Below are 25,918 nucleotides of genomic sequence, written 5' to 3'. Positions count from 1 at the left end.
CGTGCAAAGAAACCACTCAGGACCCCAATTTTTCATAATCAATTTCTAAAGCACAGACACATCACGGACTCTAGTATTTCCAACTCTCATGGGCCAATGGTTGGGCATTGAGCTGGTCTCGTCGGACTCTCCAGTCGGGCATGAATTGATCCATCAAGTCGCGAAAGCGATCGGTATGGTGGCGCTCCAGCAGGTGGACCATCTCATGAACGAGGATGTATTCCAGGCAGGGTGGGGGTTTCTTTGCCAGCTCCAGATTCAACCAGATGCGCCTTGCTTCTGCATTGCAACTGCCCCACCGGGTTTTCATCTTCCTGACGCGGCAATCCGCAACCTCGACCCCAACCACGTTTTCCCAGTGTGACAGCAGCGCCGGGATTCGGGCCTTGAGCTGGCGCCGATACCAGCGCTCGAGTATCTGCTCGCGACCTTCCCGATCCGTGCCCGGCGGGACTTGCAGCTCAAGAGTGACGTTGTTGGCGAGGCAGACACGCGGGTTCCCGCCCCGCTCCGTCACGTTCAGCCGGTAGCGCCTGCCCTCAAAGAAATGGCTTTCACCGGTCACCATTTCCCGGGCCGACTGGCGCTGCTGGCGCGCAAAGCCCTGCTGCTGGCGCCGTATCCAGCCCAGGCGCGAGACGATGGCCAGCCGCACGGCGTCATTGCCCAGATGAAGCGGCGCGGCGACCCGAACCTTTCCATGCGGAGGATAGACGCCCACGTGCAGGTTCTTGATTGCCTTGCGGTGGATCTCCACGGGAATGCCGCTGACCTCGATGCGGCTACGCTCAGTAGTCATTCTGGCTCTTGACCAGCTCGAAGACGGTATCGGTATCTGCCAGCCCATGTTCGCTGACGTAGCTGTCGAGCACGGCGGCGATGGCGTTGCGCACCTCCCGCTCCTTGAATCGGTTGCCGCGCCAGTCGGCTTTCTTGACCGCGCGAATTCCCTCATCCAGCCGAATCGCCAAGACGCTGTCCTGCCCCAGATTGTCGTAAAGCGCCTGCAGCGCGGGCGTGTCGATATCGCTGGGGTAGGCATGACCCCGATCTTTGCCGGCGGCCTGTCGGGCCAGCTCCACGATGCGGCGCAGGTACTCTTTGTAGTCCAGCGCTTCCTTGCGCCGCTGCTCGATCAGCGCATCGAGCACTTCGGACATCTTCTCGTAGTACTTCGGGTTGACCGCCATCTCGTCGATGATCAACCGGCGCACGTTGTTCTCGATGGTCTCAGCCATGGCCTCGCGATCGCCGGCAATCGACTGCGGGAGGCTGGCAACCGCCTCCTCGCCGCGTTCTACAACAAGTTCCACCAGCGTCATGTCGTCAAAGGCGGAGAGCTTCTCGCTCTCCTCGGCGCGGATGTAGGTATCGAGCAGATGACGCATGGCCGGCTCGTACATCTTCATGTCGATGTAGTCCCCGCTGGCCAGCTTGATCTCTTCGCGAACGTGTTCGTAATGCTCGACCTCCGCCTTGATCGCGGCGGTCTCGGTCGTGCTGTAGCCGGCCTGCTGCATCTCGTTGGCCAGATCGGCATAGGCACGCAGGAAGGCACCGACATGCTTGTACAGCGCCAGGCGTTTGGGCTCGTTGTCCTTTTGCACCTCGGGGGCGTCGCTGGCGCCGATGAAATAGCGGCGGTAGGCGCGGCTGTCTTTGGGCGGCTCTACGCTTTCGCACAGCGCCTTGACCGCTTCGCGCGTTTCTTCCAGCCGCTCGCGCGCCTTTTCGAGTCGGTCTTCCAGCAGCCCATCCACGTCCTCGGCATCAAAGGCATCGAAGGCGCCGCCGGTGTAGTCGTGAATGGATTGCTCCAGCGACTTGAACAGATCCTTGTAGTCGATGATGTAGCCGACTTCCTTGTCCTCGGTATCCAGGCGGTTGACGCGACAAATGGCCTGGAACAGGCCGTGGTCGCGCATCTGCTTGTCGATATAGAGATAGGTCGCCGGCGGCGCGTCAAAGCCGGTCAGCAGCTTGTCCACCACAATCAGCAGCTTCATTCGGCCCGGCTCGTCGATAAAGCGCTTCTTCACTTCCTGCTCGAAGATCTCCACCTTGTGGACCGCAGTATCTGCCGGCTCGTTGAAGTGCTCGGCCAGCATGCGGCGGTAGATGTCGTACTGATGCAGCTTCTCGGTTTCGCCCTCGCCGGTGGCCTCGCCCTTGATATCGGCGGTGGATGGCACGTAGGAGGTGACGATGGCGCACTTGCCCTTCAGCTCGGTCTTCTCGAACATCTCGAATAGCCGGCAGGCCGAGTAGATGCTGCCGGCCACCAGCATGGCGTTGCCGTGGCCGCTCATCAGCCGGTCGCGGGTGGCCATGTCCCAGAGGATGTCGGCGACAATCTTCTCCAGCCGCTCCCGGGAGCTGAGCACCTTCTGCAGGGTGCCCCAGCGCTTTTTCAGCTGGGCCCGGGCGTAGTCGTTCAGGCCCTGGGTCTTCCGTTCGAACCACTGATCGATCTTCGCTTGCGAGGTAACCTGCTGGTCGATGTCCCGGGCCTCGTAGCGCAGGTCGAGCACCACGCCGTCGCGCACCGCCTCGTCAAACTTGTAGGTGTGGATGTAGGGGCCAAACACTTCGATGCTCTTGCGCTTGTCCTTTTTCAGCAGCGGCGTACCGGTAAAGCCGATCAGCATCGCCTCTGGCAGCAGGGCCTTCATCGCCTCGTGCAGCTTGCCGGACTGAGTGCGGTGGCACTCATCCACGAACACGAACAGATTGCCCCTGGCCGCAAAACCCTTTGGCAGATGGCTTCGCATGTCCCGAATGAAGGCGTCCACGTCGCCGTCTTCCGAGGCGCCGAACTTGTGGATCAACGAAGCGATCAGCCACACGTCGCTGCGATTGAGCACGTTGATCAGGTCCGCCCCGCTTTTGGTGCGGTGGATCCGCTCACTCACGCCCTTGAAGACCTTGTCGATCTGCTCGTCCAGCTCGGTGCGGTCGGTGATCACGAGCACCCGGGCATCGTTCACGTTCTCGCGAATCCACTTGGCCAGCCACACCATGGTCAGCGACTTACCGCTGCCCTGGGTGTGCCAGATAATCCCGCCCTCACGGCGCCGCACATGATCCTGTGCGGCGCGCACGCCGAAGAACTGGTTGTGGCGGCAGGTCTTCTTGATGCCGGCGTCGAAGACCATGAAGTCGTGCACGATCTCGAGCAGCCGCTCCTTGCGGCAGAGCTGGTGCAGCCCGCGCGCCAGGGGATCATCGATCTCGGACTGCTCCTTCCATTCCATCCAGAACTTCTCGGGTGTCTCGATCACCCCGTAACGCAGGCCCTCTGTGGGATTTCCCGCCATGACCAGCTGCACGGTGGCAAAGAACGGCTGGATGAAGTCGCGCTTCTGGTTGTCCAGGCTCTGGCGGATGCCCTCGGCCACCGCCACGGTGGAGCGCTTGAGCTCCAGCACCCCCAGGGCGATACCGTTGACGTAGAGCACCACGTCCGGGCGTTTGGTATTGCCCCCGGCAACCGTGACCTCCTCGGCCACGGCAAAGTCGTTGTTCTCGGGGGTTTCCCAATCGATCAGCCAGACGGTGACGGTCTGCTCGTCCACCGACGGCTTGACGCGCACGCCGTAGCGCAGCTTTTCATACACGGCACGGTTGGCGTCATACAGCGTCTTGCTGCCGGACAGCGCCGCCGCCTGATCCAGCTCGCGCAGGGCGCGGTTGATGACTTGCTCCTCATGGCCCTGACGCGCCAGCCAGGCGCGCAACAGCTTCTCCTCCACATTGCGGTTGCCGGCGCGGTCCTTCCAGTCGCCCAGGTAGCAGTAACCCAGCTCGCCCTGGAAGAAACGCAGGACGTTCTGCTGGGTCTGAAATTCGCGCTGGCCAACTGCCGACATATTCAATAACCTGTTGCTACTTTGCCCTTTATCGCCGTAGGTACGGGGTGCTGGTACAATGAACTCCAGTCAATTGTCGCAATGATCGCTCCATGACCGTCAAGGCGCCCAAGCGAACCACAGCCCGCAAGGCTCCCAGCAAGCAGGCCATCCGCCGTGCGGTGGCCAGCTCGACCGCGATTGAAACCGGCCAGAGCGTCAAGTCGATCGAGCGCAAGCTGCGTGTCCGCTCCGGCAAATACCGCCACGTCTCCCTCGCCGAATAAATCTACGTTACCAGTCCCGGGCTAACAGGGCCTGTCGCACGTACGAACGCATTGGGCCGTAATCTCCTGCCATGCCGTGCTGGATCGCGGCGAAATAACCCTCCCGATTGGCCTTCCAGCGACCGTAATCGATTGGATCCCTGTCCGTCTGTAGGGGAAGGAGCAGCCGAAGTCCTGCGGCAGCAATATCGCGAGGCTTCAGGCTTTCTGGCCAACTGGCATCCATGAAACACCCCGGATTCGTTCATCACGATTTCCGTTTAAGTTCATTTGGAAGAAACACATCTATTTCATCATCTGAAAAAGTCATTTCCTCCAGCTCTTTCAGTCCCTTTTGGGCTTCTCTATACGCCTTGAAGTTCGTACTGGGTGATCCTTCATACGCGGAATGCAAATCCTCCATAATCTTGTCCCTTCTACTTCGGATATCTGCAAGAGACAGATCCCCAACACGCAGATCTGTCAGCAGTGACAGATACCTCTCCCTAATGATCCACAGCTCAGATCCTGCATGCCGGTGCTTCTGAGCGATCTCACCAAGATCGTAGTCTTTCGTGTATGAGTTTATCGCCAGAAGTATCGTGGAAACCACCACACTGACTCCAGACCCCCAGTGCCCGGTACCAAAAAAGGTTGATATCACGCCACCAGTAATAACGGCTGAGAGGGCAATCTGTGCAATTTTTATACGGCCGTTTCTGCGCAGCAGCATGTCAGCGCACTTCTCATGGGTTTTATGGGAATAGACGACTCGCCCATAGCATTCCCGAATTTGCCCTTCTAGAAGTTCTACTTCTCTATTCATTGGCGCCAGCCCCAGCAACAATGGGAACATGAATTCGGTCTTTGGCAACCACAACGCCATCCTTAACGCAGTAGCACTCGACGACATGATCCCCGCGAAAATCTGTTGTTTCTTTCTTCTGCATCTTCCCAGAATCTTCTTTAATCTGGCCCCGAATACAATTTCTCCTGCGCGCCTCTTCACCTCTGTTTAGAACCTTCCAGTAAAGCTCGTATGGCTCTCTTACCGATATTTCGGTTACATAAAATCGTAGAGATTTCTTTGCCATCAATGGAATTTTTCGCGTGAGCATATTTCTGAGGAAAAACTCGCGAAATCCGTTCTGCTTTACCTCGCAATCGATTCTCAGAGAGCTAGAAATATCGACTGCATACCTATCCTCAATGAACTCTTCGGTATTATCCCAAGACGCTTGAGTGGCTTCATCAAGAGCTTTCCGAGTATCGATCGTGGCTGCTGGAAATGGCCTGCCGTAGACTTTCTTCCATTTCCCTTGGACGCCCCTCTGGCCCTCAGCATCAATGGCTTTCAAACAAAGTTTGTAAGCCTTTTTCGCTTTGCGCTGAAACTTCTTCTTTACCTTCACCCGCTGCCGGCTTCCAGGCGCTGCGTATTCACCCTGCTCGGGGAGATCGGACAAAAATTTGAAGAAGTCTCCGCTAAGCCAGTCGTAGTAAGCGTAGCCTCTACTGTCATATTCGGTGGTTTGATCAAGAAACTTGTACGCCAGCGTATCAATGAGAAGCCCTCCCATTGCCACACCGTGTTGATTTCTCCAGGCCCTGGCCATTTTGCACAACCGACGGAGATTGGCATTTTTAGCGGAATCCATCTCAGAAACAACTTCCATCTCCTCCCTGGGCTTGGTAACCTTCCAGCTTCCACCGTTTTTCGTATCCGGATAAAGATAGCTCCGGTCGGACTGCTCAAAAACGGGTTGAACCTCGATGTGAAAGTTCGTATAGGTCACCGTCACCACCAAACGGTCCACCCGCACATTCGTTGATGAATAGCGGCTCAGAATCGCGGACTTGGTATCCTGAAGCAGTTTGAGTTGTTTCCCGTCTTTGTAATCATCCCATTTTCCCTTCGGCATTATGTACAGCATATCCAGGTCGGATATGCCGTTGATGCCCGTTTTCCGCCCGAAAGAACCCACCTGGAGGGTATTCGCCGTCTTGGAGTCGGTGTTCCGGAACTGCCTATTCAACGCGGACGTAAGCTCTCCATAGCGGAAGCTGATTGTGCCTGTGTTTGCAATAGCCAAGTTCGAAACGAACCCGGAGAACATCTCAGAAACTGTCATACCAGCCTAGTCCTTCCGGTCAGCAGCTCCTGCATCATGCCCTGCTTGATCTGGCAGGCTTTGTTGCGGCGGCGTTCCAGGGCCTCGATTTCGATATCCATATCAGAGAGGATGGTGGCGATAGCGGTTTGTTCATTGATGCCTGGCAGCCTAACCTCAAAATTTTTCAGCACCTTCCAATCAGCCCTGGGCATGTGTGTACCGTAGGAAATGCTTGCTGACTCGTTGAAACGATCAGTCTGGACGACACCAAGCAGAAAACCGCTCACCGCTTGGCTGGACTCAACCATCAAAGGCCAAATTTCAGTTGTGCAGATTCCCTTGTATTCGGCGAGCCAATATTTCCGGAGATACGAACGGAGTCTTCCGAACAGAACATCACCCGCACGAAACTGGTACTTGGACGCTGTTGAGCGCTTTGCAGTTGAAGAGCGTAGTAGCCGGCCATCTCCTTGTCCTAAGTGTTCGAGTTCGATGCACGGGGTGTCCGGATGTACGGACGAGGGCATTACTTTCTGGTTACGGATCGAAACAAATTCCCCCAACCGCTTCGTCTCCCACTCGCCGGTGAAGCCGGGCAGGCGGGTCTGGCCGGTGAGGAGTTGTTGCGTGGCGGCCTGTTTGATGGCGCGCTTTTTAGCGATCAGGCGGTCGAGGGATTCGATCAGCGCATCCGCGTCCGACAGGGCGGTGGCGATGGCGCGTTGTTCACTTATATGCGGAACGGGAAGCGCTGTTTTTTTGGCGCCCGAGATCGTATATGTATCTACTGTAGTCCCTGTAGATGCATCATCAAGCTGGTTACGGATAATGTGCGTTTCGAATAGCTGTTTTAGATATGCTGAATCAAAGGACTGACGTGACCTGAGCCAAATAATGCTCGCATCCTTAAAGTAGAACTTTCGATCATCCGGTACGACATACATCTTTCCTATAGTTCCGATGCCAGTCACGAGCACGTCACCAGGCTTGGGAACTCCATACTTTTTAGCATAAGAAGAGTATAGCTCTTCACTAATGTGAAGCTCGTTATTTACTTGTCCCTCTTCTGCAAGAACCGCCACCTCTCGCGTCCTATAAAACGGAACTCCATATCGACGCCAATCTTTTTGAAGAACTCGCTTGCTAGATTTGATTTCATAAAAGTCGCCTAAACAAGCGATGTTCCAATCATCCGGAATAATCCCCACTTCGGTCCACTTGTACCCGGGCGGAACATCCTCAGCAGTCGCGATATCAGGCTCCAACGAATAGACGGCCGACCCATCCCGCACGGCCTGCTCTTCCACAGCCCCGCTGCGCTCAGCCATCAACCCGCACCCCCATCTGTTCCAGGTGGCCGGTAATTTTTTCGGCCAGCGCTTCGACTTCGCGCTCGATGGCCGGCAGCGGCGCTTCGTAGCGCTCCTCCAGCTCGCGCACTCGACCTGCGAGCTGATTGGTAATGCGCTCGACTTCGGATTCAATGGCGGCGCGGATATCGGCCAGCCATTTGTCGTTCACGGCGAGCTGTTTGATCTCGTCTTCGGTGAGTTCGAAGTAGTGGGCCAGCACGGCCTCATCGAGTTCGGCCTGGGCGTCCCTGACGGCCTTTCTGGCGTCGGCCTCGGCGTCCATCAGCTTTCTGCACTGCGTCAGGGCGGCGATTTCCTCATCGAAGTCCGTCTCGCCCTTGAGGGCCTTGAGGCGCTTGGGAATCTCGGTCTTGGTGACCTTGCCCTTGTCGTTTTTCACCTCGCTCAAGAGGTCTTCCTCGCCGTCGTGTTCCTCGATGAACTCTTCCAGCTCACGGGTGGCGGTTTCCAGCTTTGACTGAAGCGCTTCAAGTCGAGCCTGCTCGGCGGCGAAGTCGCGGGCAATGACCAGTGCCGGCGGGATCAGGTCGAACTTGTATCTTTTGGCCTTCCGGCCACGACCGATGCTGAGGTCGGGTTCTTCCTTGATCTTGCGCTCCTTGTCGTCGATGACGCCGCGGGGACGGGCCGCCTCGACCCAGCCCTCGACGGCGATCAGGTGGACATCGTCCTGCATGACATCGGCCCAGTAGTCCATAAGACGCTGGTAGACGGCGTAGCGATCCAGCAGGGGCACGTCGGCAAAGCGGTGGAGCAGATCCTCGGACAAGGCGTGGATCACATCCCGGGGCTTGATGCCTGATTGCAGGCCATGCAGGGCCGGTTGATGGGCCGCCTGCCAGTCGTCGATCACGCCGCCGATCCGCCCGGCAAACGCCCGGAAAGCGGGATGGGCCAGCACGGTGGGCTTGACCTCTGCGGTTTTGACGTTTGCCGTCAGGTAGCCAGGCCGGCCGTTGTCACGGAACAGCGTCTCGCGCAGGCCGGGCAGCACCGACCAGTAGGGCTTGAGCGCGTCCACATCGCGCTGCGGGATGCCACCGTTGAGGTGGGCGTAGAGGTCGTGCTGGTCTTCGGCCTCGGCGCTGTCGATATAGCGCGGAATATTGAGGTTGTAGTCGTTGGCCTCAGAGGCGATTTCAGCAACAGGCACGCGCCGGGCGTAGCCGGGCAGCTCGTGCTGGTGGTTGAACACGTCGACGATCTTGTGGATGCCGCGCGAGCGCAGGCGGTTCTTGTTGCCATCCTTGATGAACTCGCGGCTGGCATCACACATGAAGATGTGTTCGCGCTCCGCCGCGCCTTGCTTGTCGATCACCAGAATGCAGGCCGGGATGCCGGTGCCGTAGAACAGGTTGGCCGGCAGGCCGATCAGCCCCAGGATCAGCCCGCGCTGGATCAGGTTGCGGCGGATGTCCGCCTCCCGGTGGCCGCGGAAGAGCACGCCATGCGGCAGGATGATGGCGCCCTTGCCGGTGGACTTGAGCGACTTGATCAGATGCAGCAGAAAGGCGTAGTCGCCGTTCTTGGCCGGCGGGATGCCGTATTCGAAACGCCCAAACTCGTCGTTTTCCGGGTCCAGGCCGTTGGTCCAGGACTTGGCGGAGAACGGCGGATTGGCGACAGCGTAGTCAAAGGTCTTGAGGCTGCCGTCGGCGTTCTTGAAGTATGGGCGCGAGAGGGTGTTATCCCGCCACAGCTCGGCCGTAGGATAGTCATGCAGGATCATGTTCATCTTGGCCAGCGCCCAGGTGGCGTTGTCGTTTTCCTGGCCGTAGATGCTCATGCCCTGCGGGGCTTCATAGGCGGCGCGCAGCAATAGGGAACCCGACCCACAGGTCGGATCGTAAAGGGTCTCGTCTTGGCGCGTGTCGGCGCCGATGCCCACCACACGGGCGATCACGCGGGACACCTCGCCCGGGGTATAGAACTGGCCCTTGCTCTTGCCGGACTCGGTGGCGAAGTGGCGCATCAGGTATTCGTAGGCATCCCCCAGCAGGTCGTCGCCATCGGCGCGGTTGGCGCCCAGGTCGAGCTGGTCGAAGATGGCCACCAGTTTGGAGAGCCGGTCCTGCATGTCCTTGCCGGAGCCGAGCTTGGTCTCGTCGTTGAAGTCCGCCTGGTCGATCACGCCCTTGAGGTCGTTGGCCTCGGCCAGCCGACCGATGATCTTGTTGATCTTGTCGCCGATCTCCTTGTCGCCCTTGAGCGCCACCATATCGGCGAAGCTGCCGCCTTCCGGCACCTCGATCAGCGAGTCTTTCTTGTCGCTGACGTACTTCATGAACAAAAGCGTCAGGACATAATCCTTGTACTGCGAGGCATCCATGCCGCCACGCAGCTCATCGCAGGACTGCCAAAGAGAGCTATAGAGCTGGGATTTTTTGAGTGCCATGGGATTTAGACTTTTGAATCAGGGACGAAAAACATGTTCATTGTGCCAGCCCAGATACCCGGAATCAGGCCCTCCGAGCGCTTGTGGGGCTCGATGACGAGCCTTTCGCCATGGAACCAATAGTCGCGCCCGCTTGCAAAGGCTGCGCTGGAGCATCCGATCGGAGACACCGCGAAGCCCGCGCGACGCCGTGACCTTTCCAGGCCGGTGTCTGGGTCCGTAGGCCCAGGTTCAGCCCGGGGTGCCAGAAGTTAGCTTCATCTAGCCGACGCGCGGCGAGAAAGTGAAACCATCGGGAGTCGGTAACCCCGAGGTGCATCTTGAGTGGCATGTCCGGCGTGCTCCCCTTTTGCCCGCTGCTGATTATGGACCAGCGCGCGGCGGGCCGCAAAGCAACAGGTTGCGTGGCTTCCCCACGCTCATGCTGGCGGGTATCCTGGAAGCATGACGGACAGGAGAGATGACTGGTTCGGGCTTCACGAGCAGCTCGAGACGCCTGCCTTACGGGAGCAACTGGAAAGCTTGGGTCTTGACGACCTTGCCGTCTGGCGCAAGAAGCTGGATGCCGAGGAGTTGCCCGCCGTGGTCAGTGCGCATGTCGGGCGGACGCTGGCAGCGCTAATGTTGGAGCTGAGGGAGCGCGATCACGACGCGTGGCATGAGGCGCTTTCGGCTTTTTCGGCGGCTTTGCGGCAGGCCGGGCATCCGCTGGCTGATCTGGCCGGGTCATTGCCCAGCCTGCCGTTTCGCCAGCTGATGGAGGTCACAGAACCCTCAGCTCAGGCCGTCGGAGCGATTGGCCCCGAGCGGCCGGACATCCCACTCGGCCTTTCAGCATTGCTCACCGGCTCGCGGCATTCACCCAGCCTGGTCAGCCAGATCGAGAAAGAGCTGGCGAGCTGCGATCGGGCCGAATGGCTGGTCTCTTTTATCAAGTTCAGCGGCATCCGGGCATTGAAGCCGGCCCTGCAGCGCTTTGTTGAAACGCCACTGCCGGACGGTAAACCGCGCTTGCGCGTGGCCACGACATCCTATCTCGGCGCAACCGACCTCAAGGCGGTCAAGACCCTTCTGGAGCTGCCCAATACCGAAGTGCGCATCTCCTTCGACACCCACCGCACTAGGCTGCATGCCAAGGCTTATCTGTTCTACCGCAATACAGGCTTCGGTACCGCTTATGTCGGCTCGGCCAATGTCTCCAGGGTGGCACTGGATGAGGGCCTGGAATGGACGGCACGCATCAGCCAGCATGAGCTGCCCCATCTGTGGCGACAGATCGTGACGGGGTTCGATACGCACTGGTCGGATCCGGCTGAATTCGAGGCGGTCGAGAGCGACGACCTTGAGCGGCTTGATCAAGCCTTGCGGACAGAGCGCAAGGCGACGCCGGCGGGCGAAACGGCAACCTGGCAGTTCTTCGAGCTTAGGCCATATGGTTTCCAGCAGGAAATTCTCGAGGCCATTGATGCCGAGCGCCGGGCCGGCATTGCCAAACACCTGATCATTGCCGCCACTGGCACCGGAAAGACAATGCTGGCCGCGTTTGATTATCGCCGGGTCGCCCGCCAGCGCTCGGACACCAATCGGCCAAAACTGCTGTTCATCGCCCACCGCGAGGAGATCCTCAAACAGGCCATGAACACGTTTCGCCATGTGCTTCGAGACGGCGATTTCGGGGATCTGCTTGTCGGAGGCCATGAGCCGACGCAGTCTCGGCATATCTTCTGCTCGGTGCAAAGCTGGAATGCGCGCGGGCTCGACAAGCTTCCACCTACCCATTTCGACTATGTGGTGCTCGATGAGGCGCATCATGCCGCCGCCAATAGTTACCAGAACATTCTGGATCATGTGCGCCCCGAAGTCCTGCTGGGACTGACGGCAACGCCGGAGCGCAGCGACGGTCAGGATATTCGTAACGACTTCGGGGGAAGCTTTACCCACGAAATGCGCCTGCCCGATGCTGTCGAGGCGCGCCGACTGGCACCCTTCCACTATTTTGGCGTTGGTGACGAGCCAGGTGTAGATTTAAGCGGCTTGCGCTGGCAAACCGGCGGCTACAACAACGAGGACCTCAACAAGGTCATTGGCACGAATGAGCGGCGCGCGCGCTGGGTGCTCAACAATCTGCTCGACCACGTGGCCGAGCCGGAGACCATTCGGGGCCTGGGGTTCTGCGTCAGCCAGCAGCACGCCGGGTTCATGGCCCGGTTCTTCAGTGCGAACGGCATGCCGTCGATGGCCTTGACGGCCAAATCACCGAACGCATTGCGGCGTGATGCGCAGCGCAAGCTGGTGCAGCGCGAAATCCGGGTGATCTTCACCGTGGATCTGTTCAACGAGGGTGTGGATATTCCAGAGGTAGACACGGTATTGATGCTGCGGCCCACGGAAAGCCTGACTGTCTTTCTTCAGCAGCTTGGCCGGGGGCTGCGCCTGCACGAGGACAAGGCGCATCTGACGGTGCTCGATTTCATCGCGCCGCAGCACCGCCGCTTTCGGTTTGCCGAGCGTTATCGCGCCTTGAGCGCCAGGACGGAAGCACGGGTCGATCGCCAGATCGAACAGGGCTTCCCGTGGCTGCCGGCCGGCTGTCTCGTGCGGCTGGATCGGCAGGCCGCGGCAACGGTGTTGGACAACATTCGTTCTGCACTGGCACAACGCCGGCCCCAGATCATCACCCAGCTCCGAAGCCTGCTTGGCCAGATCAACGGGCAGCCCAGTCTGCAGGAAATGCTTGACTGGCTGCATTTTGACGACGCTGACCTGCTGCTTAAATTCGGTGTGCCCTGCCGGCTGCTGGAAGCCGCCGGAGGCGAAGCAGTCAAAGGCATCGAAGACTACGAGAACGTGCTCAAGGGTGGTCTGCGGCGGCTATTGCTCGTGGACGATCGTGAGATTCTGCAAACGCTGGCCGCGGCGCTCGACCGCCAGGGTGACCGGGACGAACACGAGCGACAGCAGCTCACCCTGGCACTGACGCTGATATGGGGCGAAAAGCGGCCCGATGGCGGCAGGGCCGCGGCGCTGGCATTTCTGCGCGACAACCCGCTGCTGGCCCGGGATGTGGCGCAGCTGGCCGATTGGCGTTTGCGGCAACTGATTCCTGCCGAGCCACGTCGCTGGCCCCGACTCAGCGGCGTGCTGGCGCTGCACGCGCACTACTCGCGCGATCAGATCCTGCTGGCTCTGGGCAAAGGCCGCTTCGAAGCCCGTGCCCAGCAGCGTGAGGGCGTGTTGCACCTGCCAGAGCACAAGCTCGACATCTTCTTTGTCACCATCAACAAGTCGGAAAGGGAGTTTTCGCCCTCGACTCGCTACGAGGACTACGCGCTCAGCGACCGGCTTTTCCACTGGCAAACGCAGTCGACTACGACGACAGCATCGCCGACCGGGCAGCGCTACATCAAACATCAAGATGAAGGCTATCAGCCGTTGCTGTTTGTTCGCGAGCGCAAAACGCTCGCCAACGGATTGACAGCACCTTTCCAATACCTCGGCCCGGTTGAATACGCTCGGCATGAGGGCAGCAAACCGATCAGCATCATCTGGCGTCTGCTGCATCCGATGCCGGCCCAAAGCGTCAGGCAGTTCAGGCAGGAAGCCATTTAGCTCCGCAACGCGATCCGAAATGACACCCAGGCAGACCTGAATAATGCTCGGGCTTTGGCAGAGCGCACTGAGTTACCAGGTCTTTCGTGGTGCCGAAATAGCTGTGAACGACTTCGCTGGTTGGAGTTGCCCGACGGACTATTTACGGAGATAGATCAAATCTTAAATAGCTGCAAGTGCTATGCAACCCGTGTGCGGCCGCCTGGCGAAAGCAAAAGGCCCGCTAGATTAGCGTTGTCTAATGTATAATACTCCTTGGAGCGGTCCCCACTGGATCGCGTAATCAAGCGCTAGCGGCTGGCCTGCACGCGGTCAGCCGCGATAAGGAGACTTACATGACGGACAGTTACAAGGATTTGATCGCCGCCACTTCGGCCAATACCGCGAAGCTGAGGGAGGGCATTCCCGATGTCATGCGCGGGTTTGGCGCGCTCAGCCAGGCGGCCAGCGCGGATGGCGTGCTCGACAAGAAAACCAAGGAGTTGATCGGCATGGCGCTGGCGGTGGCCTCGCGCTGCGATCCGTGCATCGGCTTTCATGCCCGCTCGCTGGTCAAGGTTGGCGCCAGCCGCGAGGAGCTGATGGAAATGCTGGGCATGTGCGTCTACATGGGCGGCGGACCCAGCCTGATGTATGCCTCGCGGGCCGTGAGCGCGTTCGAGGAATTCGGCGGCGGGCAGGACGAAGGCTGACCTCCTGAAGATCGATCACGCAATCCTTTCATGCGGCAAGGCGGCAGCGCCACCGGGCAGGGGGGGGGGAAAGGCCATGATTATCAATTTTCCAGAAACTGATAATCATTGTGCAATGTTTGCACATCTGCGGACGCCCTCATTGGCCGCATGAATTCCCGTGCGGGCAGGCTGCTGCCCGCACGGGTTGCGTCAGGGGCTTGTGTCAGTCGACCAGCTCCATTTCCTCGATCAGCGCTTTGGCGCCGTCGATCTGGTCCATCACCCACAGCATGTAGCGGCTGTCGACGTGGATGGAGCGGGTGGTGCGCGGGTCGAAGTCCCAGTCTGAGTTGACCGACTCGAGCGTGCCGTCGAACAGCAGGCCGACGAGTTCGCCGCGGGCGTTGAGGGTGGCCGAGCCGGAGTTGCCGCCGGTCACGTCCAGGTCGGTGAGGAAGTTGACCGGCACCGAGTCGATGCTTTCCAGCTCGTAGCCGCCGTACTTGCCGGCGCGGATCAGCTCGAGCTGGCGCTCGGGCGCGTTGAAGGGTTCTTTGCCGGTGTCCTTTTGCACGATGCCTTCCAGGGTGGTGAAGGGCTTGTAGATCATGCCGTCCTTGACCTCGCCGCCCATGACCGTGCCGTAGGTGATGCGAAGCGTGGAGTTGGCGTCGGGGTAGGCGGCGTAGCCCTGCGACTCCTGCCAGGCAATGATCGCTTCCATGTAATCGGGGCGCAGGATCTGCATGCGCCCGCTGCGGTCGTCGGATTGGTGCTCGAGCTGCATTTCGTGGTCGTAGAGCGCCACGGCCAGCTTGATGAAAGGGTCGTCGCTGTTTTCAAACGCTTCCGGGTCGGCGTCCATCAAGGCCAGGCGACGCTCGGCATCGCCCAGTTCGGTTTCGGCGTAGTAGCGCTCCAGGGTGTCGGCCACCTGCTGCGCGTCCCAGGTTTCGGGCAGGTCGAGGGCCTGATCGAGCGCTTCGACGCGGGCCGAGTCCGGGCCGTTGACGTAGTTTTTCAGAAAGTACAGCCACACCGCCTGATCGACGGTGGCATCGTAGCGGCGTTCCATCGCTTGCATGCCCTGCTTGAAAAACGCCATGTCGCGCTCTTGAAAGCCTGACTCGCGCTCGGCGTCGGGTTTCTGGCGCTCTTTGGACAGCCGATACAGGCGCTGGGCGGCTGACAGCAGGCTCGAGCGAGTGGCGTAGTTGTACAGCCAGTTGCGGCGCGCGGCCTCGGCCGAGGCTTCGCTGAGCGCGTCGAGCTTTTCCAGGGTCTCGCCGTAGCCCTTTTCGGGCGCTTCAGCCGCGATCCATTCATTCAGCGCCTGCTCGCGCTCGCGGCGGCGCTCGATGAGGCCGACGCGCTGCGCGCCCTCGATTTGGCCGCGCGTGTTCTTGAGGTAGTTGTTCAGGCCGGCCAGCAAACTTTCGTACTTGATGCGGGCGTCCGAGCCATCGGGAGCAGCTTTTTCGATGGTGTCAATCCAGCCGTCCATCAGCTCGATGGTGCGCGGGTAGCGCCACTCGAAAGTGTTGACCACCTCGGCCAGGCGGGCGTAGCGCTGAGTGCGGCCGGGGTAGCCGGCAGCCATCACGAAGTCGCCTTCGTCCAGGCCGGCGGCAGAGACTTTCAGATAATGCTCGGGCTCGAAGGGCACGTTGTCTTCGGCGTATGCAGCGGGCTGTCCATCGGGCCCGACGTACGCACGGTAGAAGGCGAAGTCGCCGGTGTGGCGCGGCCACATCCAGTTGTCGATGTCACCGCCGTACTTGCCGATGCTGTCGGCCGGGCCGTATACCAGGCGCACGTCCTGGATTTCGAGCCGGTCGATGAGCTTGTACTGCGCGCCGCCGAAAAAGCTCGAGACCTGGCAGCGGTGGCCGGCCTGCTGTTCGCAGCGGGCCACGACCTCCTTGCGGCGATCCTCGATGATGTCGTGGATATTGCGGCCGCTCATGTCGGCGTTGATGCCCTGGCGGATGCGGGCGGTGACATCCTTGACCGCGACCGTGACATACACGCGCGTGCCCGGCGCGGCCGGCAGCTCGGCGCTCATGTCTTCGGCCAGAAAGCCTTCTTTCAGGTAGTTGTTGTCAGCGGTGGAGTTGTACTGGATGGAGCCTCGGGCGCAGTGGTGGTTGGTTACCACCAGGCCTTCGGGCGAGACGAAGCTTGCCGTACAACCGCCCAGCGAGATGACTGCGCCCATGGGAAAGGCAGTCAGCTTGTTCAGATTGTCGGGATCGAGCTCCAGACCGGTCGCGCGCAGATCGTCGGCGATCATCGGCAGCTGATCGGGCGTCCACATGCCTTCTTTGGCCCAGGCGGTGTTGGCCAGCGCCAGCGCGGCGGCCAGGGCGATCATTAAATGCTTCATGAGCTTGCTCCGGTTCGGGGACTTTCGAGACGGGCAATGCTACCCGAAATCGAATTCGCGCCGGATGGTAGCCTGAAGTCCAATTTGCACAAACCAGAGGCAGGCCATGGCCGAGCAACAAGACAGGATCATGCTGATTACCGGCGCCTCCAGCGGCATCGGTGCCGAGACCGCGCGCCAGGCGGCCGCGGCCGGCTACCGGCTGGCGCTGTGCGCGCGCTCGAAGGACAAGCTCGACGCGCTGGTGGATGAACTGGGCGCCGACCGCGCCTTCGCCACGACCTGCGACGTGACCGACTACGACGACCAGGTACGCATGGCAAAGGCCGTGCTCGACCACTATGGACGCATCGACGTGGTGTTTGCCAACGCCGGTGTCGGCGGTCGACCGCCGGGGTTTGCCAGCGGCTCAGTGGACGACTGGAAGGAGATGGTGGATGTCAATATCCTGGGCGCGGCCTACACGCTGCGCGCCACGCTCGACGAGGTCAAGCGCAACCGGGGCCACGTTCTACTGACCGGCTCGGTGGCCGGGCGGATCACCCAGGCCGGCTCGATGTATTCGGCCACCAAATGGGCGGTGACGGCCATCGGCCACGGCCTGCGCGAGGAGCTCAAGGGCAGCGGTGTGCGCGTCACGCTGATCGAGCCGGGCATGGTCGACACGCCCTTCTACGAAAACGGGGCGTCTGACGCGCTCGAGGCCGGCGATGTGGCCCGCTCGGTGATCTACGCGCTGAGCCAGCCCGAGCACGTCGACGTTCACCAGCTGCTGGTGCTGCCTACGCCGCCCGAGGCGTCCTGAAGCGCCTTCAGGGGCGGTATCCTGTGGCCCAGAGATTCTGGATCGCACGCATTGCGGAGGACCTGATGTTCAAGCACGTTTTCCTGACCACCCTGGCCCTGCTTGTGGCCGCACCGCTGGCCGCGCAGGACGATACCGAGCTGCGGCCGGTGACCCACGAGGATGTCTGGCTGATGAAGCGGCTGGGCTCGCCGGTGGTGAGCCCCGACGGCGAACGCGCCGTGGTGTCGGTCACCGAGCCGGCCTACGAGAAGGACGAGGAATCATCCGATCTGTGGTTGCTCACCGTCGACGGCTCCGAGCCGCCGCGGCAGCTGACGGCCACGCCATCACCGGAGTCCGGCGTGGTCTGGCGCCCCGACGGCGAAATGATCGCCTTTTCCACCAAGCGCGGCAGCGACGACGCCCAGAGCCAGATCTTCGTGATGGACATGACCGGCCCCGGTGAGGCCCGGCAGATCACCAACTTGTCGACCGGCGCCTCCAGCCCGGAATTCAGCCCGGACGGCTCGATGATTGCCTACCAGAGCCGGGTCTGGCCCGATGCGGAAGGTGACGAAGCCAACGCCGAGCGCAAGAAGGCCGAAGAAGAAGACGGCATCAACGTCTCGCGCTACGACGGCTTTCCGATCCGCGACTTTGACCACTGGCGCGACGAAAAGCAGACCCGCTTGTTCGTGCAGGCGCCCGAGGCCGGCGCCGAGCCACAAGACCTGCTGTACGGCACCGACCTGGTCTCGGGCCCCGGTTACGATGGCGGCCTGAACGCGGTGTGGACGCCGGAAGGCGACGCGCTGGTGATCACGGCCACCGAAAATCTCGACGAGGCCGCGCATGCGGTCGTGCAGCGCCACCTCTACCGCGTGCCGGTGGCCGGCGGCGAGCCACAGCGCATTACCGCGGGCGATGACTTCAGCTGCACGGCCGCGAAGTTCTCGCCCGACGGCGAATTCATCTACTGCTACTACCAGCCGATCAACGACTGGGTCTACAACCACACCGAGATCGCCCGCGGCCGCTGGAACGGCGCGGGCATCGACGGCGAGCTGGAAGTACTGACCGCCGGCTTCGACCGCTCGGTGAGCGGCTTCGACATTGCCGCCGACGGCGAGACGATCTACTTCAACGCCACCGACCAGGGCCGCGTGCGGGTGTTCGCGATGGCCGCCGACGGCAGCGAAATCACCGTGCTCGATGCCGACAGCCGCGGCGTTTACGGCGGCGTGCAGGCCGCCGGTGATGCCATTGTGGCCAACTGGGAAAGCTCGGCCGTGCCGGTCGAGGTGGTGCGCATCGATCCCGAAACCGGCCGTCACGAAGCCCTGAGTAAGTTCAACGTCGAGCGCGCCGAAGGTGTCGATCGGCCCGCCTTTCGCGAGTTCTGGTTCACCTCCTCGAAGGGCCGCCGCATCCACAGCTGGCTGACCCTGCCGCCGGACTTCGATGAAAACAAGCAGTATCCGCTGGTGCTGTTCATCCACGGCGGGCCGTTCAGCTCGTCGGTAGACGCCGACCACGTGCGCTGGAGCCCGCACCTGCTGGCCTCAGAAGGCTACGTCGTGCTCAGAACCGACTACACCGGTTCAGTCGGCTACGGCGCCGAGTTCTCGCGCAACATCGAGGGCGACCCCCTGGCCACGCCGGGCGAGGAGCTGGTGGAAGCCGCTGACGCGGCCATCGAGCGCTTCGACTTCATCGACGCCGAACGTCAGGCCGCCAGCGGCGCGAGCTACGGCGGGCACCTGGTCAACTGGCTGCTGGCCACCACCGATCGCTTCGACGCCCTGGTGGGCCACGCCGGCCTGGTCGATCTGGAAGGCCAGTGGGCGACCAGCGACGTGATCTACCACCGCGAGCGCATGAACGGCGGCCCGCCGTGGGGCGACAGCAAGATCTGGGAAGAGCAGAGCCCGTCGAGCTACGTGGAGAACTTTGCCACGCCGACGATGCTGACGATTGGTGAAAGCGACTACCGCGTGCCGCTCAACCAGACGCTCGCGGCCTGGGCCTACCTGCAGCGCATGCAGGTGCCCTCAAGGCTGCTGGTCTTCCACGACGCCAACCACTGGATCATGAAGGGCAAGGAAGCCCGGCATTTCTGGGAGCAAGTGCATGAGTGGCTGGCGAAGTACCTGAAGGACGAGTAGCGCGCTGGTTGGTTGGTTGGCTGGTTTGCTGGTTTGCTGGTTTGCTGGTTTGCTGGTTTGCTGGTTTGCTGGTTTGCTGGTTTGCTGGTTTGCTGGTTTGCAAGAATTCTGCCGGGTCACTGGCATTATGCAAGTGGATTCGAGACAGTCCGACCGCAACTAGCCAACTAGCCAACTAGCCAACTAGCCAACTAGCCAACTAGCCAACTAATTGTACTCGCCGGCGGGCTCGCTGACCTGTTGCGGGCGGGTGTGGTGGCGGAGCCATTCCAGAAGCGCGTCTTCGTCCAGCTCGCCGGCGGCCAGCGCCAGGAAAACAGGGTACAGCTCGCTGTCTTCGGCAAGCAGCTGGTGGTCGTTGAGTTCCAGAAACAGCTCGCACGCCACGGCGGAGGTTCGCTTGTTGCCGTCGACAAAGGGATGGTTCCGACTCAGGCCGAAGGCGTAAGAAGCGGCAAGCGCAATCACGTCGACGTCGGCACCATAGGAATACAGCTGTTGCGGCCGAGCCAGCGCCGACTCCAGCATGCCCCGGTCGCGTATCCCGGTTCCGCCGCCGTGCTCGATCAACTGACGCTCGTGAAGGGCCTCGACCAGTTCGGCTGAAAGCCAGATCGGATCACTCATGATTCACTCCGCCAGCTTCCTGAGCAGGTTGCGTCTTTTGCGCATGATTTTCTCGGCCACGTCCATCTGACCCGCCAGCTCGGGGTCGTAGGGGCTGAGCACGATGCCGTCGGGGGTCTCGCGCACCATCAGCTCGTCACCGCGGCCCACCCGCAGGCGTTCGAGCACCTCTTTGGGCAGGATCACGCCGGTGGAATTGCCGATGGCGGAAACTTTCAGCTTGCGGGTCATGACTGTGGCTCCGAAGTGCTTGGGCCGAAAAGTATAACAAATGTTTTACGTCCGATCGGGCCGACGGCGGGCCGTTTGCCGGCGCGGCGGAAAGTGGACCCAGCTGACAACCACCACCACACCAAAAGCCGTGTAGACGACCTGAAACACCCACCACGGCACGTCGATAAAAATCAGCCGGCCCAGCCAGTATCGGATGAAGCTCTGGCCATACGCGGTCTGACCGGCCGCCTCGCGCAGCCACCCCTCCCAGACCGTCAGCGGACACAGCTCGCCGAGCCAGGTCTGGATCACGATGAAGGCGATCAGCGCCAGGTGGATAAAGCGAAACCACGGATTGCGCACCCAGCGCCACCGCCGCACCCAGCCAAGCAATACCAACGCCTGCCCGCCAACGACAAAGACCACGAACAGGGCGTGCAGCGCCAGAATCGCGTCGGCGGCCAGGCCGGGGAACGGAATACTTTCGAAAAACTCGCGGCCCATATGAAACTGGCGGCTCAGCGGCGGTAAGCCTGGCTGCGATGGCCCACTTTGACCACCGTGACGATCAAGCGACTGTCGAGAATTTCGTAAAGAATCCGATACACGCCCTGGCGCACCCGGTAGCGCGCCTGGCCTGAGAGCTTTTCGCAGCCCGGCGGGCGAGGATCGTCACGCAGCGATTCGATTCGCTTCAGGATGCGCGCAAGATCCTGCTTTGGAATGCCTCTCAGGTCCCTGGCAACGGACCTGCGAAACACCAGCTCAAATCTTGCCATGCGCCTTGAGGTCGTCCAGTAGGGCCTCGTAACTCATGGTGGGTTCGGCCACCCGATCTTCGAAGGCGGACAGATCCTCTTGGTCTTCGGCAAGGGCTGCCCGGACCGCTTGGTTGACGATCTCGGAGATCGAGCGACCGCCGTGGGCCGCCTTCAGCCGCAGCGCTGCATGGATTTGCGGGTCGAAATAAATGGTCGAGCGCTTGGTGGTTTCGGTCATGGAGCGGCTCCGATTGCCTAGTGGCCTGATGCCAGTATGGCGTCATTACGCTGTGACATCAAGACGTCATGACGCCGGCTGCCGAAGTACGTTCAATCCGGATAGCCGGTGATCTCGCGGATGTTGCGGTACAGCGGCGCCAGCCGCCTGTACAGGCGCCGATACACGCGCCGGTAGAGCTTTTCGTAGATGGCGTGGTTGTTTTTGTCGGGCTCGATGCGGTAGCCCACGCGTGTCATCTCGTTGATGGCCACGCGCACGCTCGGATACCAGCCCAGGCCAAACGCGGCCAGTATCGCTGCGCCCAGGCCGGAGGTCTCGGCCGTGTGCGGGCGCTCGACCGGGCAGTTGAAGATATCGGCGGTGATCTGCATGACCGCATCCGAGCGCGCCCCGCCCCCGCAGGCGCGCAGCACCTGCAGCCGGCGGCTCGAGCGGCGTTCGATACGCTCGGCGCCGTGGCGCAGCTCGAAAGTGACGCCCTCGAGCAGCGCCCGATACAGATGCGCGCGGGTGTGCACGTCGCCAAAGCCGACGATCGCGCCCTTGGCCTCCGGCCCGGAGTCGAGATCATTGCTCCAGAATGGCTGCAGCATCAGGCCCAGCGAACCCGGCGGCACTTCGGCAACCAGCTCGTCGAGCAGGGACTCGGCCGTTACCCCGGCGGCCTCGGCGCGCTGGCGCTCTTCGAGCCCGAACTGTTCCTTGAACCAGCGCACCATCCAGAAGCCGCGCGGCACCGCCGATTCAACCATGAAATAGCCGTGGCGGGCGGCCGGGAAGGCGGGCATCGGCGGCCGGGCCTCGAAATAGCGCGCGGAAAGGACGCTGATCGTCGAGCGCGTGCCGAAGCTGATGCAGGCGGTATAGCGGTCGGAGACGCCGGCCCCGATCAGGTCGCAGGCCTTGTCGGCGCCGGCGGCAATCACCGGCACGCCCGGCTTCAGGCCCAGATGCTCTGCCGCCGGCCCGGTCAGCTCACCGAGCTTCTCGCCGGGCTTGACCAGCTCGGGAAGCTGCTCGCGCCGGATGGACAGGGCCGACCAGCGCCAGTTCCTGGGCCCGGCCCAGCGCCGGGCGCGATAGCTGAAGGGCAGGTAGCCGACCTGGCTGCCGACCGAATCGGCCAGCCGCCCGGTCAGCCGATGGTTGATGAAACCCGACAGGCCGACGAAGGCGGCCGTCTTCTGCCAGTTTTCCGGTTCGTGAACCGCCAGCCAGTTGCACTCGGCGTTCTCACGCATGGTCTTCAGCGCCCGGCTGCGCCCGATCAGGCCGATCAGCGCGCGCCAGTACAGGGGCATTTTCGGCAGCTTGTCGAGGCCGACGCGCCGGTTGTCGGTCCAGATGATGGCCGGGCGCAGCGGCTGGCCGTCGGCGTCCAGGCAGATCTGGGTGGCGCGCTGGGTGGTGACCGCCACCGCCGCAACGCGCGCCGGGTCGTGGCCTTCGTTCCACAGCGCGCGGCAGGCGCGACCGATTTCGTTCCAGAACAGCTCGGGCTGTTGCTCGGCGCGGCCCGGCGCGTCGGAAAACCAGGGCTCGATCTCGATGTGATGGCGGCCGCGCAGCTCGCCGCGGTTGTTGAACAGCAGCGCGCGAATACTCTGGGTGCCGTTATCGATGGCCAGAACCAGCGGCTCGGCGCTTTCGCTTGCACTCATTGGTTGCTCCCGGGAGGCGATTGCAGCTTGAGCGCCTTGGCGCACTGCCACCATGATGCCTCAGCGGTGCATTCGAGCGGGCAGTTGTTTGCCATCCCCGCCCGAGCAGAACCCGTTTCGGTGTGCTTACAGCGTCTTGAGATACTCGATCAGCCGGGATTTCTCCGGGCCCGTCAGCCCGAGTGCAAAGTGCTGGTCGTAGTGGTCGACCACGGCGCCCAGATCGGCCGCGCTGCCGTCGTGGAAGAAGGGCCGATCGAGCCACAACCCGCGTAGCGGCGTGGCGCGGTACTCGCCGGTGACCGTGCGCTGCGCATAGGCCGGGCTCTGGCCGACTTCCTCGGGCGAGTACAAACGCCCGTCACCGCCCAGGGCCGGGCCGGAATGGCACTGCACGCAGCCGGCCTTGCCGTCGAACAACTCGCGCCCCTGGGCCGCGGCCATCGAATCGAAGGCATCAAGCGGCGCGGCAGGCGCGGGAATGGACAGCTGATAGGCCTCCAGCGGCCGCAGCCTGGGGGTAACCAGATCGGGCTCGTGGATGATCTCGATGCCCAGCGGCGGCTCGATGAACGTGCCCTGACCGCCCATCTGGCTGACGGCAACGTAGGCGTTCCAGTAGGCAACATCACCGTCACCGGTATAGGTGGCCTGCTCGGCATCCATTAGCCCGTAGGCCGGCGGAATGACCACCGGGTCGGAAATGCCGTCGATATTGAAGCGCGGGTCGTACATGCCCGGCCCCCAGCTTCTGTACTGCGCCCTGAGCTCTTCGGGAAGCTGCTCGGACAGGGCGATGATGGCACCCGGATCGAGATCGAGATTGGCCCAGCCGTCGAGCCGCTTGCCCACGCCCGGCAGCACCGAGTCGTCAACCGTGGAATGACACAGGGCGCAGGTGATTGCCACGCGGTCGATGTGCTGCGCGCCGTCACTGGCAGAGATCTGCGCGCGAACGCCGAGCACGGCATCGTGCTCGAGCAACACCTTGGTCACCGCCGGGTCTTCGAGGTCGACCGCGCCGTCGACGACCGCCTGGGCCACCTCGGCCGGCAGCGCCTGTGCATCCACTTTCAGCCCCAGGCCCAGCGCGGCCACGGGGCTGACGCCGTCGAGCACCTCGTGCATCTTCAGCTCATCGCTCCAGAAGGCCTCGCTGCCGAAGGTTTCGTAGCGAAAGATTTCCCGGCCCGAAACCAGATCGAGCCCGCACTGATCCGACAGGCCCGCGGTGTGGTGCACGCGGGTTAGTGACTGGGCGAGCATGCCGTCGGCGCCGTCCATTTCGGCCGTGGCCTCGCTGCAGGAGTGAAACGTGACGCGAAGCTCGCCCCACGGCTCGAACGCCGATGGGTCGGTCGGCAGGGTAAATGAGCCGCTTTGGCCTTCCATCAGCGTGAAGGTCAGCGCCTCTTCCAGCTGCACGTCGGACCGGACCTCTTCGGTGACCAGCCACAGCGGATCAGCCGACGAAGTATTGCCAAAGTAATAGCCGAACAACCCGTTGGGCGCCGACATGAACACCCAGCCGGCGCCGCTTTTCTCCTGATCATGCCAGGTGCCTATCAAGCTCGACCAGGGCAGCTCGTGAAGCGATGCCGAATCGGCGGCAAGAACGGCCCGGTGCTCGGTCGATGATGGCGTTTCGGATGATGCGGATGATGCGGTGCCGGCATTGCCGGCGGCAATCACGTGAACAGCCAGCAGCAAGCCGGTTCCCGCAATGGCTCCGATCACTACAGTCAGTATGGTCCTCATGGATCTTCTCCTCGCAGTACGGTGGCGCAGCGCGTGAGAGCGGGCGGCACTGCGGCCGGCCATTCGATCGGCGTTGCAGCCCAAGGATGTTGCTGGGGACCAAAAGGTTCCGTGCCGGCCGCGCAAGACGGCGCGGGAACCGCCGCACTGCCGATTGCATCTGTCGGACAGACAAATACTCGCCAGGGACCACCATGAATCTTCCGGCCATAGCCAACGCACTGCCCGATACGCAAGCACAGAGCGATGCCCGCGGCATTGCCATCAGCCAGGCCGGCGTTGCCGACTACTCGCTGCCTTTGCGCATCGAGGATGTCGATGGACAAGCCTGCGCCACGATCGCCCGGGTAGCAGCCTCGGTCGGCCTGTCGAGGTCGATCCGCGGCGCCCACATGTCGCGATTCCCGGTCTTTCTCAACCGGCTCGGGGGCGAGCTGCAGCTCGGTCTGCTCACAGCCCATGCCCGGACGGTCGCCCGCGAGCTCGGCGCACTTGAAGGCCACCTGGAAATGGATTTTCCATGGTTTATCACAAAGACCGCCCCGCGCTCCGGCATCCAAGGCCTGCTCGACGTTGAAGCCTCGTACCGGGCCAATGCCACGGTCGACGGCGCCAGCTCGCTTGAGCAAGAGGTTCGCGTTCCGGCCACGAGCCTGTGCCCCTGCTCGCGCGCCATCTCCCGCTATGGCGCCCACAACCAGCGCTGCATCGTGACCATCCGCGTCACAACTGATCGCCCCGTGCCTCTGCAAACAATGGTAGCTACCGTCGAGCGCAACGCTTCATGCGAGCTCTATCCGGTACTCAAGCGCGAAGATGAAAAGTTCGTGACCGAAAAAGCCTACGAAAATGCGAAGTTCGTGGAAGACATCGTCTGCGATATCGCTCTGGAGCTCGACCGTATCCCCGCCATCACCTGCTTCAGCGTGAGCTGCGAAAGCATCGAGTCGATCCACAACCACCAGGCGTTTGCAACTGCCACCAGCACCGGGATGGAGCGATCTGTCAAAGAGGCGAGATGAGCCGGCTTTGTCCGATCC

Annotated in this window: 20 protein-coding genes; 6 read left to right on the top strand and 14 right to left on the bottom strand. The window is 61.7% G+C overall.

Annotated elements, in window-relative coordinates; genetic code table 11:
* Window positions 1-70: 70 nt before the first annotated feature.
* Both ACEWQZ_RS07695 and ACEWQZ_RS07690 read right to left on the bottom strand, forming a co-directional pair.
* On the bottom strand, window positions 71-799 hold the full coding sequence (locus tag ACEWQZ_RS07695) for a M48 family metallopeptidase (protein ID WP_476482498.1): 729 nt from the start codon (window positions 797-799) through the stop codon (window positions 71-73).
* Window positions 789-3,869, bottom strand: coding sequence for a type I restriction endonuclease subunit R (locus ACEWQZ_RS07690; RefSeq protein ID WP_476482707.1), 3,081 nt, complete (start codon window positions 3,867-3,869; stop codon window positions 789-791). Before ACEWQZ_RS07690 ends, ACEWQZ_RS07695 begins: the two co-directional genes overlap by 11 nt.
* A 92-nt stretch (window positions 3,870-3,961) precedes the next feature.
* Here ACEWQZ_RS07690 and ACEWQZ_RS07685 point away from each other — a divergent pair, with 92 nt between their 5' ends.
* Window positions 3,962-4,135 carry a hypothetical protein gene (locus ACEWQZ_RS07685; protein WP_476482497.1) on the top strand — a complete coding sequence of 58 codons (174 nt, stop codon included), beginning with the start codon at window positions 3,962-3,964 and terminating at the stop codon, window positions 4,133-4,135.
* A gap of 247 nt (window positions 4,136-4,382) precedes the next feature.
* On the opposite strand, the gene ACEWQZ_RS07680 is transcribed toward ACEWQZ_RS07685, so the two are convergent.
* Genes ACEWQZ_RS07680 through ACEWQZ_RS07665 form a run of 4 tightly spaced genes read right to left on the bottom strand, consistent with a single transcriptional unit; the run spans window position 4,383 to window position 9,996 of the window.
* On the bottom strand, window positions 4,383-4,940 hold the full coding sequence (locus tag ACEWQZ_RS07680; protein WP_476482496.1) for an SLATT domain-containing protein: 558 nt from the start codon (window positions 4,938-4,940) through the stop codon (window positions 4,383-4,385).
* Window positions 4,933-6,246 (bottom strand): nucleotide-binding domain-containing protein, encoded by a 1,314-nt coding sequence (locus tag ACEWQZ_RS07675; protein ID WP_476482495.1) that lies wholly within the window; start codon window positions 6,244-6,246, stop codon window positions 4,933-4,935. Before ACEWQZ_RS07675 ends, ACEWQZ_RS07680 begins: the two co-directional genes overlap by 8 nt.
* Complete coding sequence (locus ACEWQZ_RS07670; RefSeq protein WP_476482494.1) at window positions 6,243-7,556, bottom strand: restriction endonuclease subunit S; 1,314 nt, start codon at window positions 7,554-7,556, stop codon at window positions 6,243-6,245. Before ACEWQZ_RS07670 ends, ACEWQZ_RS07675 begins: the two co-directional genes overlap by 4 nt.
* Window positions 7,549-9,996 (bottom strand): type I restriction-modification system subunit M, encoded by a 2,448-nt coding sequence (locus ACEWQZ_RS07665; protein ID WP_476482493.1) that lies wholly within the window; start codon window positions 9,994-9,996, stop codon window positions 7,549-7,551. Before ACEWQZ_RS07665 ends, ACEWQZ_RS07670 begins: the two co-directional genes overlap by 8 nt.
* A gap of 444 nt (window positions 9,997-10,440) precedes the next feature.
* On the opposite strand from ACEWQZ_RS07665, the gene ACEWQZ_RS07660 reads away from it, so the two are divergent.
* A complete protein-coding gene (locus ACEWQZ_RS07660) occupies window positions 10,441-13,605 on the top strand; it encodes a DUF3427 domain-containing protein (protein WP_476482492.1) in 3,165 nt (1,054 codons plus the stop codon).
* A gap of 335 nt (window positions 13,606-13,940) precedes the next feature.
* Entirely contained in the window at window positions 13,941-14,297 is a 357-nt protein-coding gene (locus ACEWQZ_RS07655) for a carboxymuconolactone decarboxylase family protein (protein WP_476482491.1), read from the top strand.
* Window positions 14,298-14,502: 205 nt separating this feature from the next.
* Here the strand turns inward: ACEWQZ_RS07655 and ACEWQZ_RS07650 are convergent, their stop codons facing one another.
* The gene (locus ACEWQZ_RS07650; protein WP_476482490.1) at window positions 14,503-16,665 is read right to left on the bottom strand and encodes a S46 family peptidase; all 2,163 of its coding nucleotides are present in this window, start codon (window positions 16,663-16,665) and stop codon (window positions 14,503-14,505) included.
* A gap of 106 nt (window positions 16,666-16,771) precedes the next feature.
* Here ACEWQZ_RS07650 and ACEWQZ_RS07645 point away from each other — a divergent pair, with 106 nt between their 5' ends.
* A complete protein-coding gene (locus tag ACEWQZ_RS07645) occupies window positions 16,772-17,470 on the top strand; it encodes an SDR family oxidoreductase (protein ID WP_476482489.1) in 699 nt (232 codons plus the stop codon).
* Between the two features lie 65 nt (window positions 17,471-17,535).
* Complete coding sequence (locus tag ACEWQZ_RS07640; RefSeq protein ID WP_476482488.1) at window positions 17,536-19,617, top strand: S9 family peptidase; 2,082 nt, start codon at window positions 17,536-17,538, stop codon at window positions 19,615-19,617.
* A gap of 207 nt (window positions 19,618-19,824) precedes the next feature.
* On the opposite strand, the gene ACEWQZ_RS07635 is transcribed toward ACEWQZ_RS07640, so the two are convergent.
* From ACEWQZ_RS07635 to ACEWQZ_RS07605, 7 genes are all read right to left on the bottom strand, one after another.
* Complete coding sequence (locus tag ACEWQZ_RS07635; protein WP_476482487.1) at window positions 19,825-20,244, bottom strand: type II toxin-antitoxin system death-on-curing family toxin; 420 nt, start codon at window positions 20,242-20,244, stop codon at window positions 19,825-19,827.
* Between the two features lie 3 nt (window positions 20,245-20,247).
* Window positions 20,248-20,475: an AbrB/MazE/SpoVT family DNA-binding domain-containing protein gene (locus ACEWQZ_RS07630; RefSeq protein WP_476482486.1), complete on the bottom strand. Its 228-nt coding sequence runs from the start codon at window positions 20,473-20,475 to the stop codon at window positions 20,248-20,250.
* A gap of 45 nt (window positions 20,476-20,520) precedes the next feature.
* On the bottom strand, window positions 20,521-20,961 hold the full coding sequence (locus tag ACEWQZ_RS07625) for a DUF2784 domain-containing protein (protein ID WP_476482485.1): 441 nt from the start codon (window positions 20,959-20,961) through the stop codon (window positions 20,521-20,523).
* A 14-nt stretch (window positions 20,962-20,975) separates the two neighbouring features.
* On the bottom strand, window positions 20,976-21,236 hold the full coding sequence (locus ACEWQZ_RS07620; RefSeq protein WP_476482484.1) for a type II toxin-antitoxin system RelE family toxin: 261 nt from the start codon (window positions 21,234-21,236) through the stop codon (window positions 20,976-20,978).
* Window positions 21,223-21,456: a CopG family transcriptional regulator gene (locus ACEWQZ_RS07615; protein ID WP_476482483.1), complete on the bottom strand. Its 234-nt coding sequence runs from the start codon at window positions 21,454-21,456 to the stop codon at window positions 21,223-21,225. The genes ACEWQZ_RS07620 and ACEWQZ_RS07615 overlap by 14 nt, the downstream gene beginning before the upstream one ends.
* 92 nt (window positions 21,457-21,548) lie before the next feature.
* Window positions 21,549-23,120 (bottom strand): FGGY-family carbohydrate kinase, encoded by a 1,572-nt coding sequence (locus tag ACEWQZ_RS07610; RefSeq protein ID WP_476482482.1) that lies wholly within the window; start codon window positions 23,118-23,120, stop codon window positions 21,549-21,551.
* Between the two features lie 126 nt (window positions 23,121-23,246).
* Entirely contained in the window at window positions 23,247-24,878 is a 1,632-nt protein-coding gene (locus ACEWQZ_RS07605; protein WP_476482481.1) for a hypothetical protein, read from the bottom strand.
* A 194-nt stretch (window positions 24,879-25,072) separates the two neighbouring features.
* On the opposite strand from ACEWQZ_RS07605, the gene folE2 reads away from it, so the two are divergent.
* Window positions 25,073-25,900, top strand: a complete 828-nt coding sequence (gene folE2 / locus ACEWQZ_RS07600) for a GTP cyclohydrolase FolE2 (protein WP_476482480.1) — start codon at window positions 25,073-25,075, stop codon at window positions 25,898-25,900.
* Window positions 25,901-25,918: the final 18 nt, after the last annotated feature.

This window comes from Wenzhouxiangella sp. YN1, from assembly GCF_056324145.1.
The sequence above is the reverse complement of the archived record's forward strand: the minus strand, read 5'-3'. Positions and strand labels throughout refer to the sequence as shown.

Bases quoted from the DNA above. Each gene is read 5' to 3' on its own strand.
- ACEWQZ_RS07695 (WP_476482498.1), bottom strand. From the start codon at position 799: ATGACTACTGAGCGTAGCCGCATCGAGGTCAGCGGCATTCCCGTGGAG.
- ACEWQZ_RS07690 (WP_476482707.1), bottom strand. From the start codon at position 3,869: ATGTCGGCAGTTGGCCAGCGCGAATTTCAGACCCAGCAGAACGTCCTG.
- ACEWQZ_RS07685 (WP_476482497.1), top strand. From the start codon at position 3,962: ATGACCGTCAAGGCGCCCAAGCGAACCACAGCCCGCAAGGCTCCCAGC.
- ACEWQZ_RS07680 (WP_476482496.1), bottom strand. From the start codon at position 4,940: ATGAATAGAGAAGTAGAACTTCTAGAAGGGCAAATTCGGGAATGCTAT.
- ACEWQZ_RS07675 (WP_476482495.1), bottom strand. From the start codon at position 6,246: ATGACAGTTTCTGAGATGTTCTCCGGGTTCGTTTCGAACTTGGCTATT.
- ACEWQZ_RS07670 (WP_476482494.1), bottom strand. From the start codon at position 7,556: ATGGCTGAGCGCAGCGGGGCTGTGGAAGAGCAGGCCGTGCGGGATGGG.
- ACEWQZ_RS07665 (WP_476482493.1), bottom strand. From the start codon at position 9,996: ATGGCACTCAAAAAATCCCAGCTCTATAGCTCTCTTTGGCAGTCCTGC.
- ACEWQZ_RS07660 (WP_476482492.1), top strand. From the start codon at position 10,441: ATGACGGACAGGAGAGATGACTGGTTCGGGCTTCACGAGCAGCTCGAG.
- ACEWQZ_RS07655 (WP_476482491.1), top strand. From the start codon at position 13,941: ATGACGGACAGTTACAAGGATTTGATCGCCGCCACTTCGGCCAATACC.
- ACEWQZ_RS07650 (WP_476482490.1), bottom strand. From the start codon at position 16,665: ATGAAGCATTTAATGATCGCCCTGGCCGCCGCGCTGGCGCTGGCCAAC.
- ACEWQZ_RS07645 (WP_476482489.1), top strand. From the start codon at position 16,772: ATGGCCGAGCAACAAGACAGGATCATGCTGATTACCGGCGCCTCCAGC.
- ACEWQZ_RS07640 (WP_476482488.1), top strand. From the start codon at position 17,536: ATGTTCAAGCACGTTTTCCTGACCACCCTGGCCCTGCTTGTGGCCGCA.
- ACEWQZ_RS07635 (WP_476482487.1), bottom strand. From the start codon at position 20,244: ATGAGTGATCCGATCTGGCTTTCAGCCGAACTGGTCGAGGCCCTTCAC.
- ACEWQZ_RS07630 (WP_476482486.1), bottom strand. From the start codon at position 20,475: ATGACCCGCAAGCTGAAAGTTTCCGCCATCGGCAATTCCACCGGCGTG.
- ACEWQZ_RS07625 (WP_476482485.1), bottom strand. From the start codon at position 20,961: ATGGGCCGCGAGTTTTTCGAAAGTATTCCGTTCCCCGGCCTGGCCGCC.
- ACEWQZ_RS07620 (WP_476482484.1), bottom strand. From the start codon at position 21,236: ATGGCAAGATTTGAGCTGGTGTTTCGCAGGTCCGTTGCCAGGGACCTG.
- ACEWQZ_RS07615 (WP_476482483.1), bottom strand. From the start codon at position 21,456: ATGACCGAAACCACCAAGCGCTCGACCATTTATTTCGACCCGCAAATC.
- ACEWQZ_RS07610 (WP_476482482.1), bottom strand. From the start codon at position 23,120: ATGAGTGCAAGCGAAAGCGCCGAGCCGCTGGTTCTGGCCATCGATAAC.
- ACEWQZ_RS07605 (WP_476482481.1), bottom strand. From the start codon at position 24,878: ATGAGGACCATACTGACTGTAGTGATCGGAGCCATTGCGGGAACCGGC.
- folE2 (WP_476482480.1), top strand. From the start codon at position 25,073: ATGAATCTTCCGGCCATAGCCAACGCACTGCCCGATACGCAAGCACAG.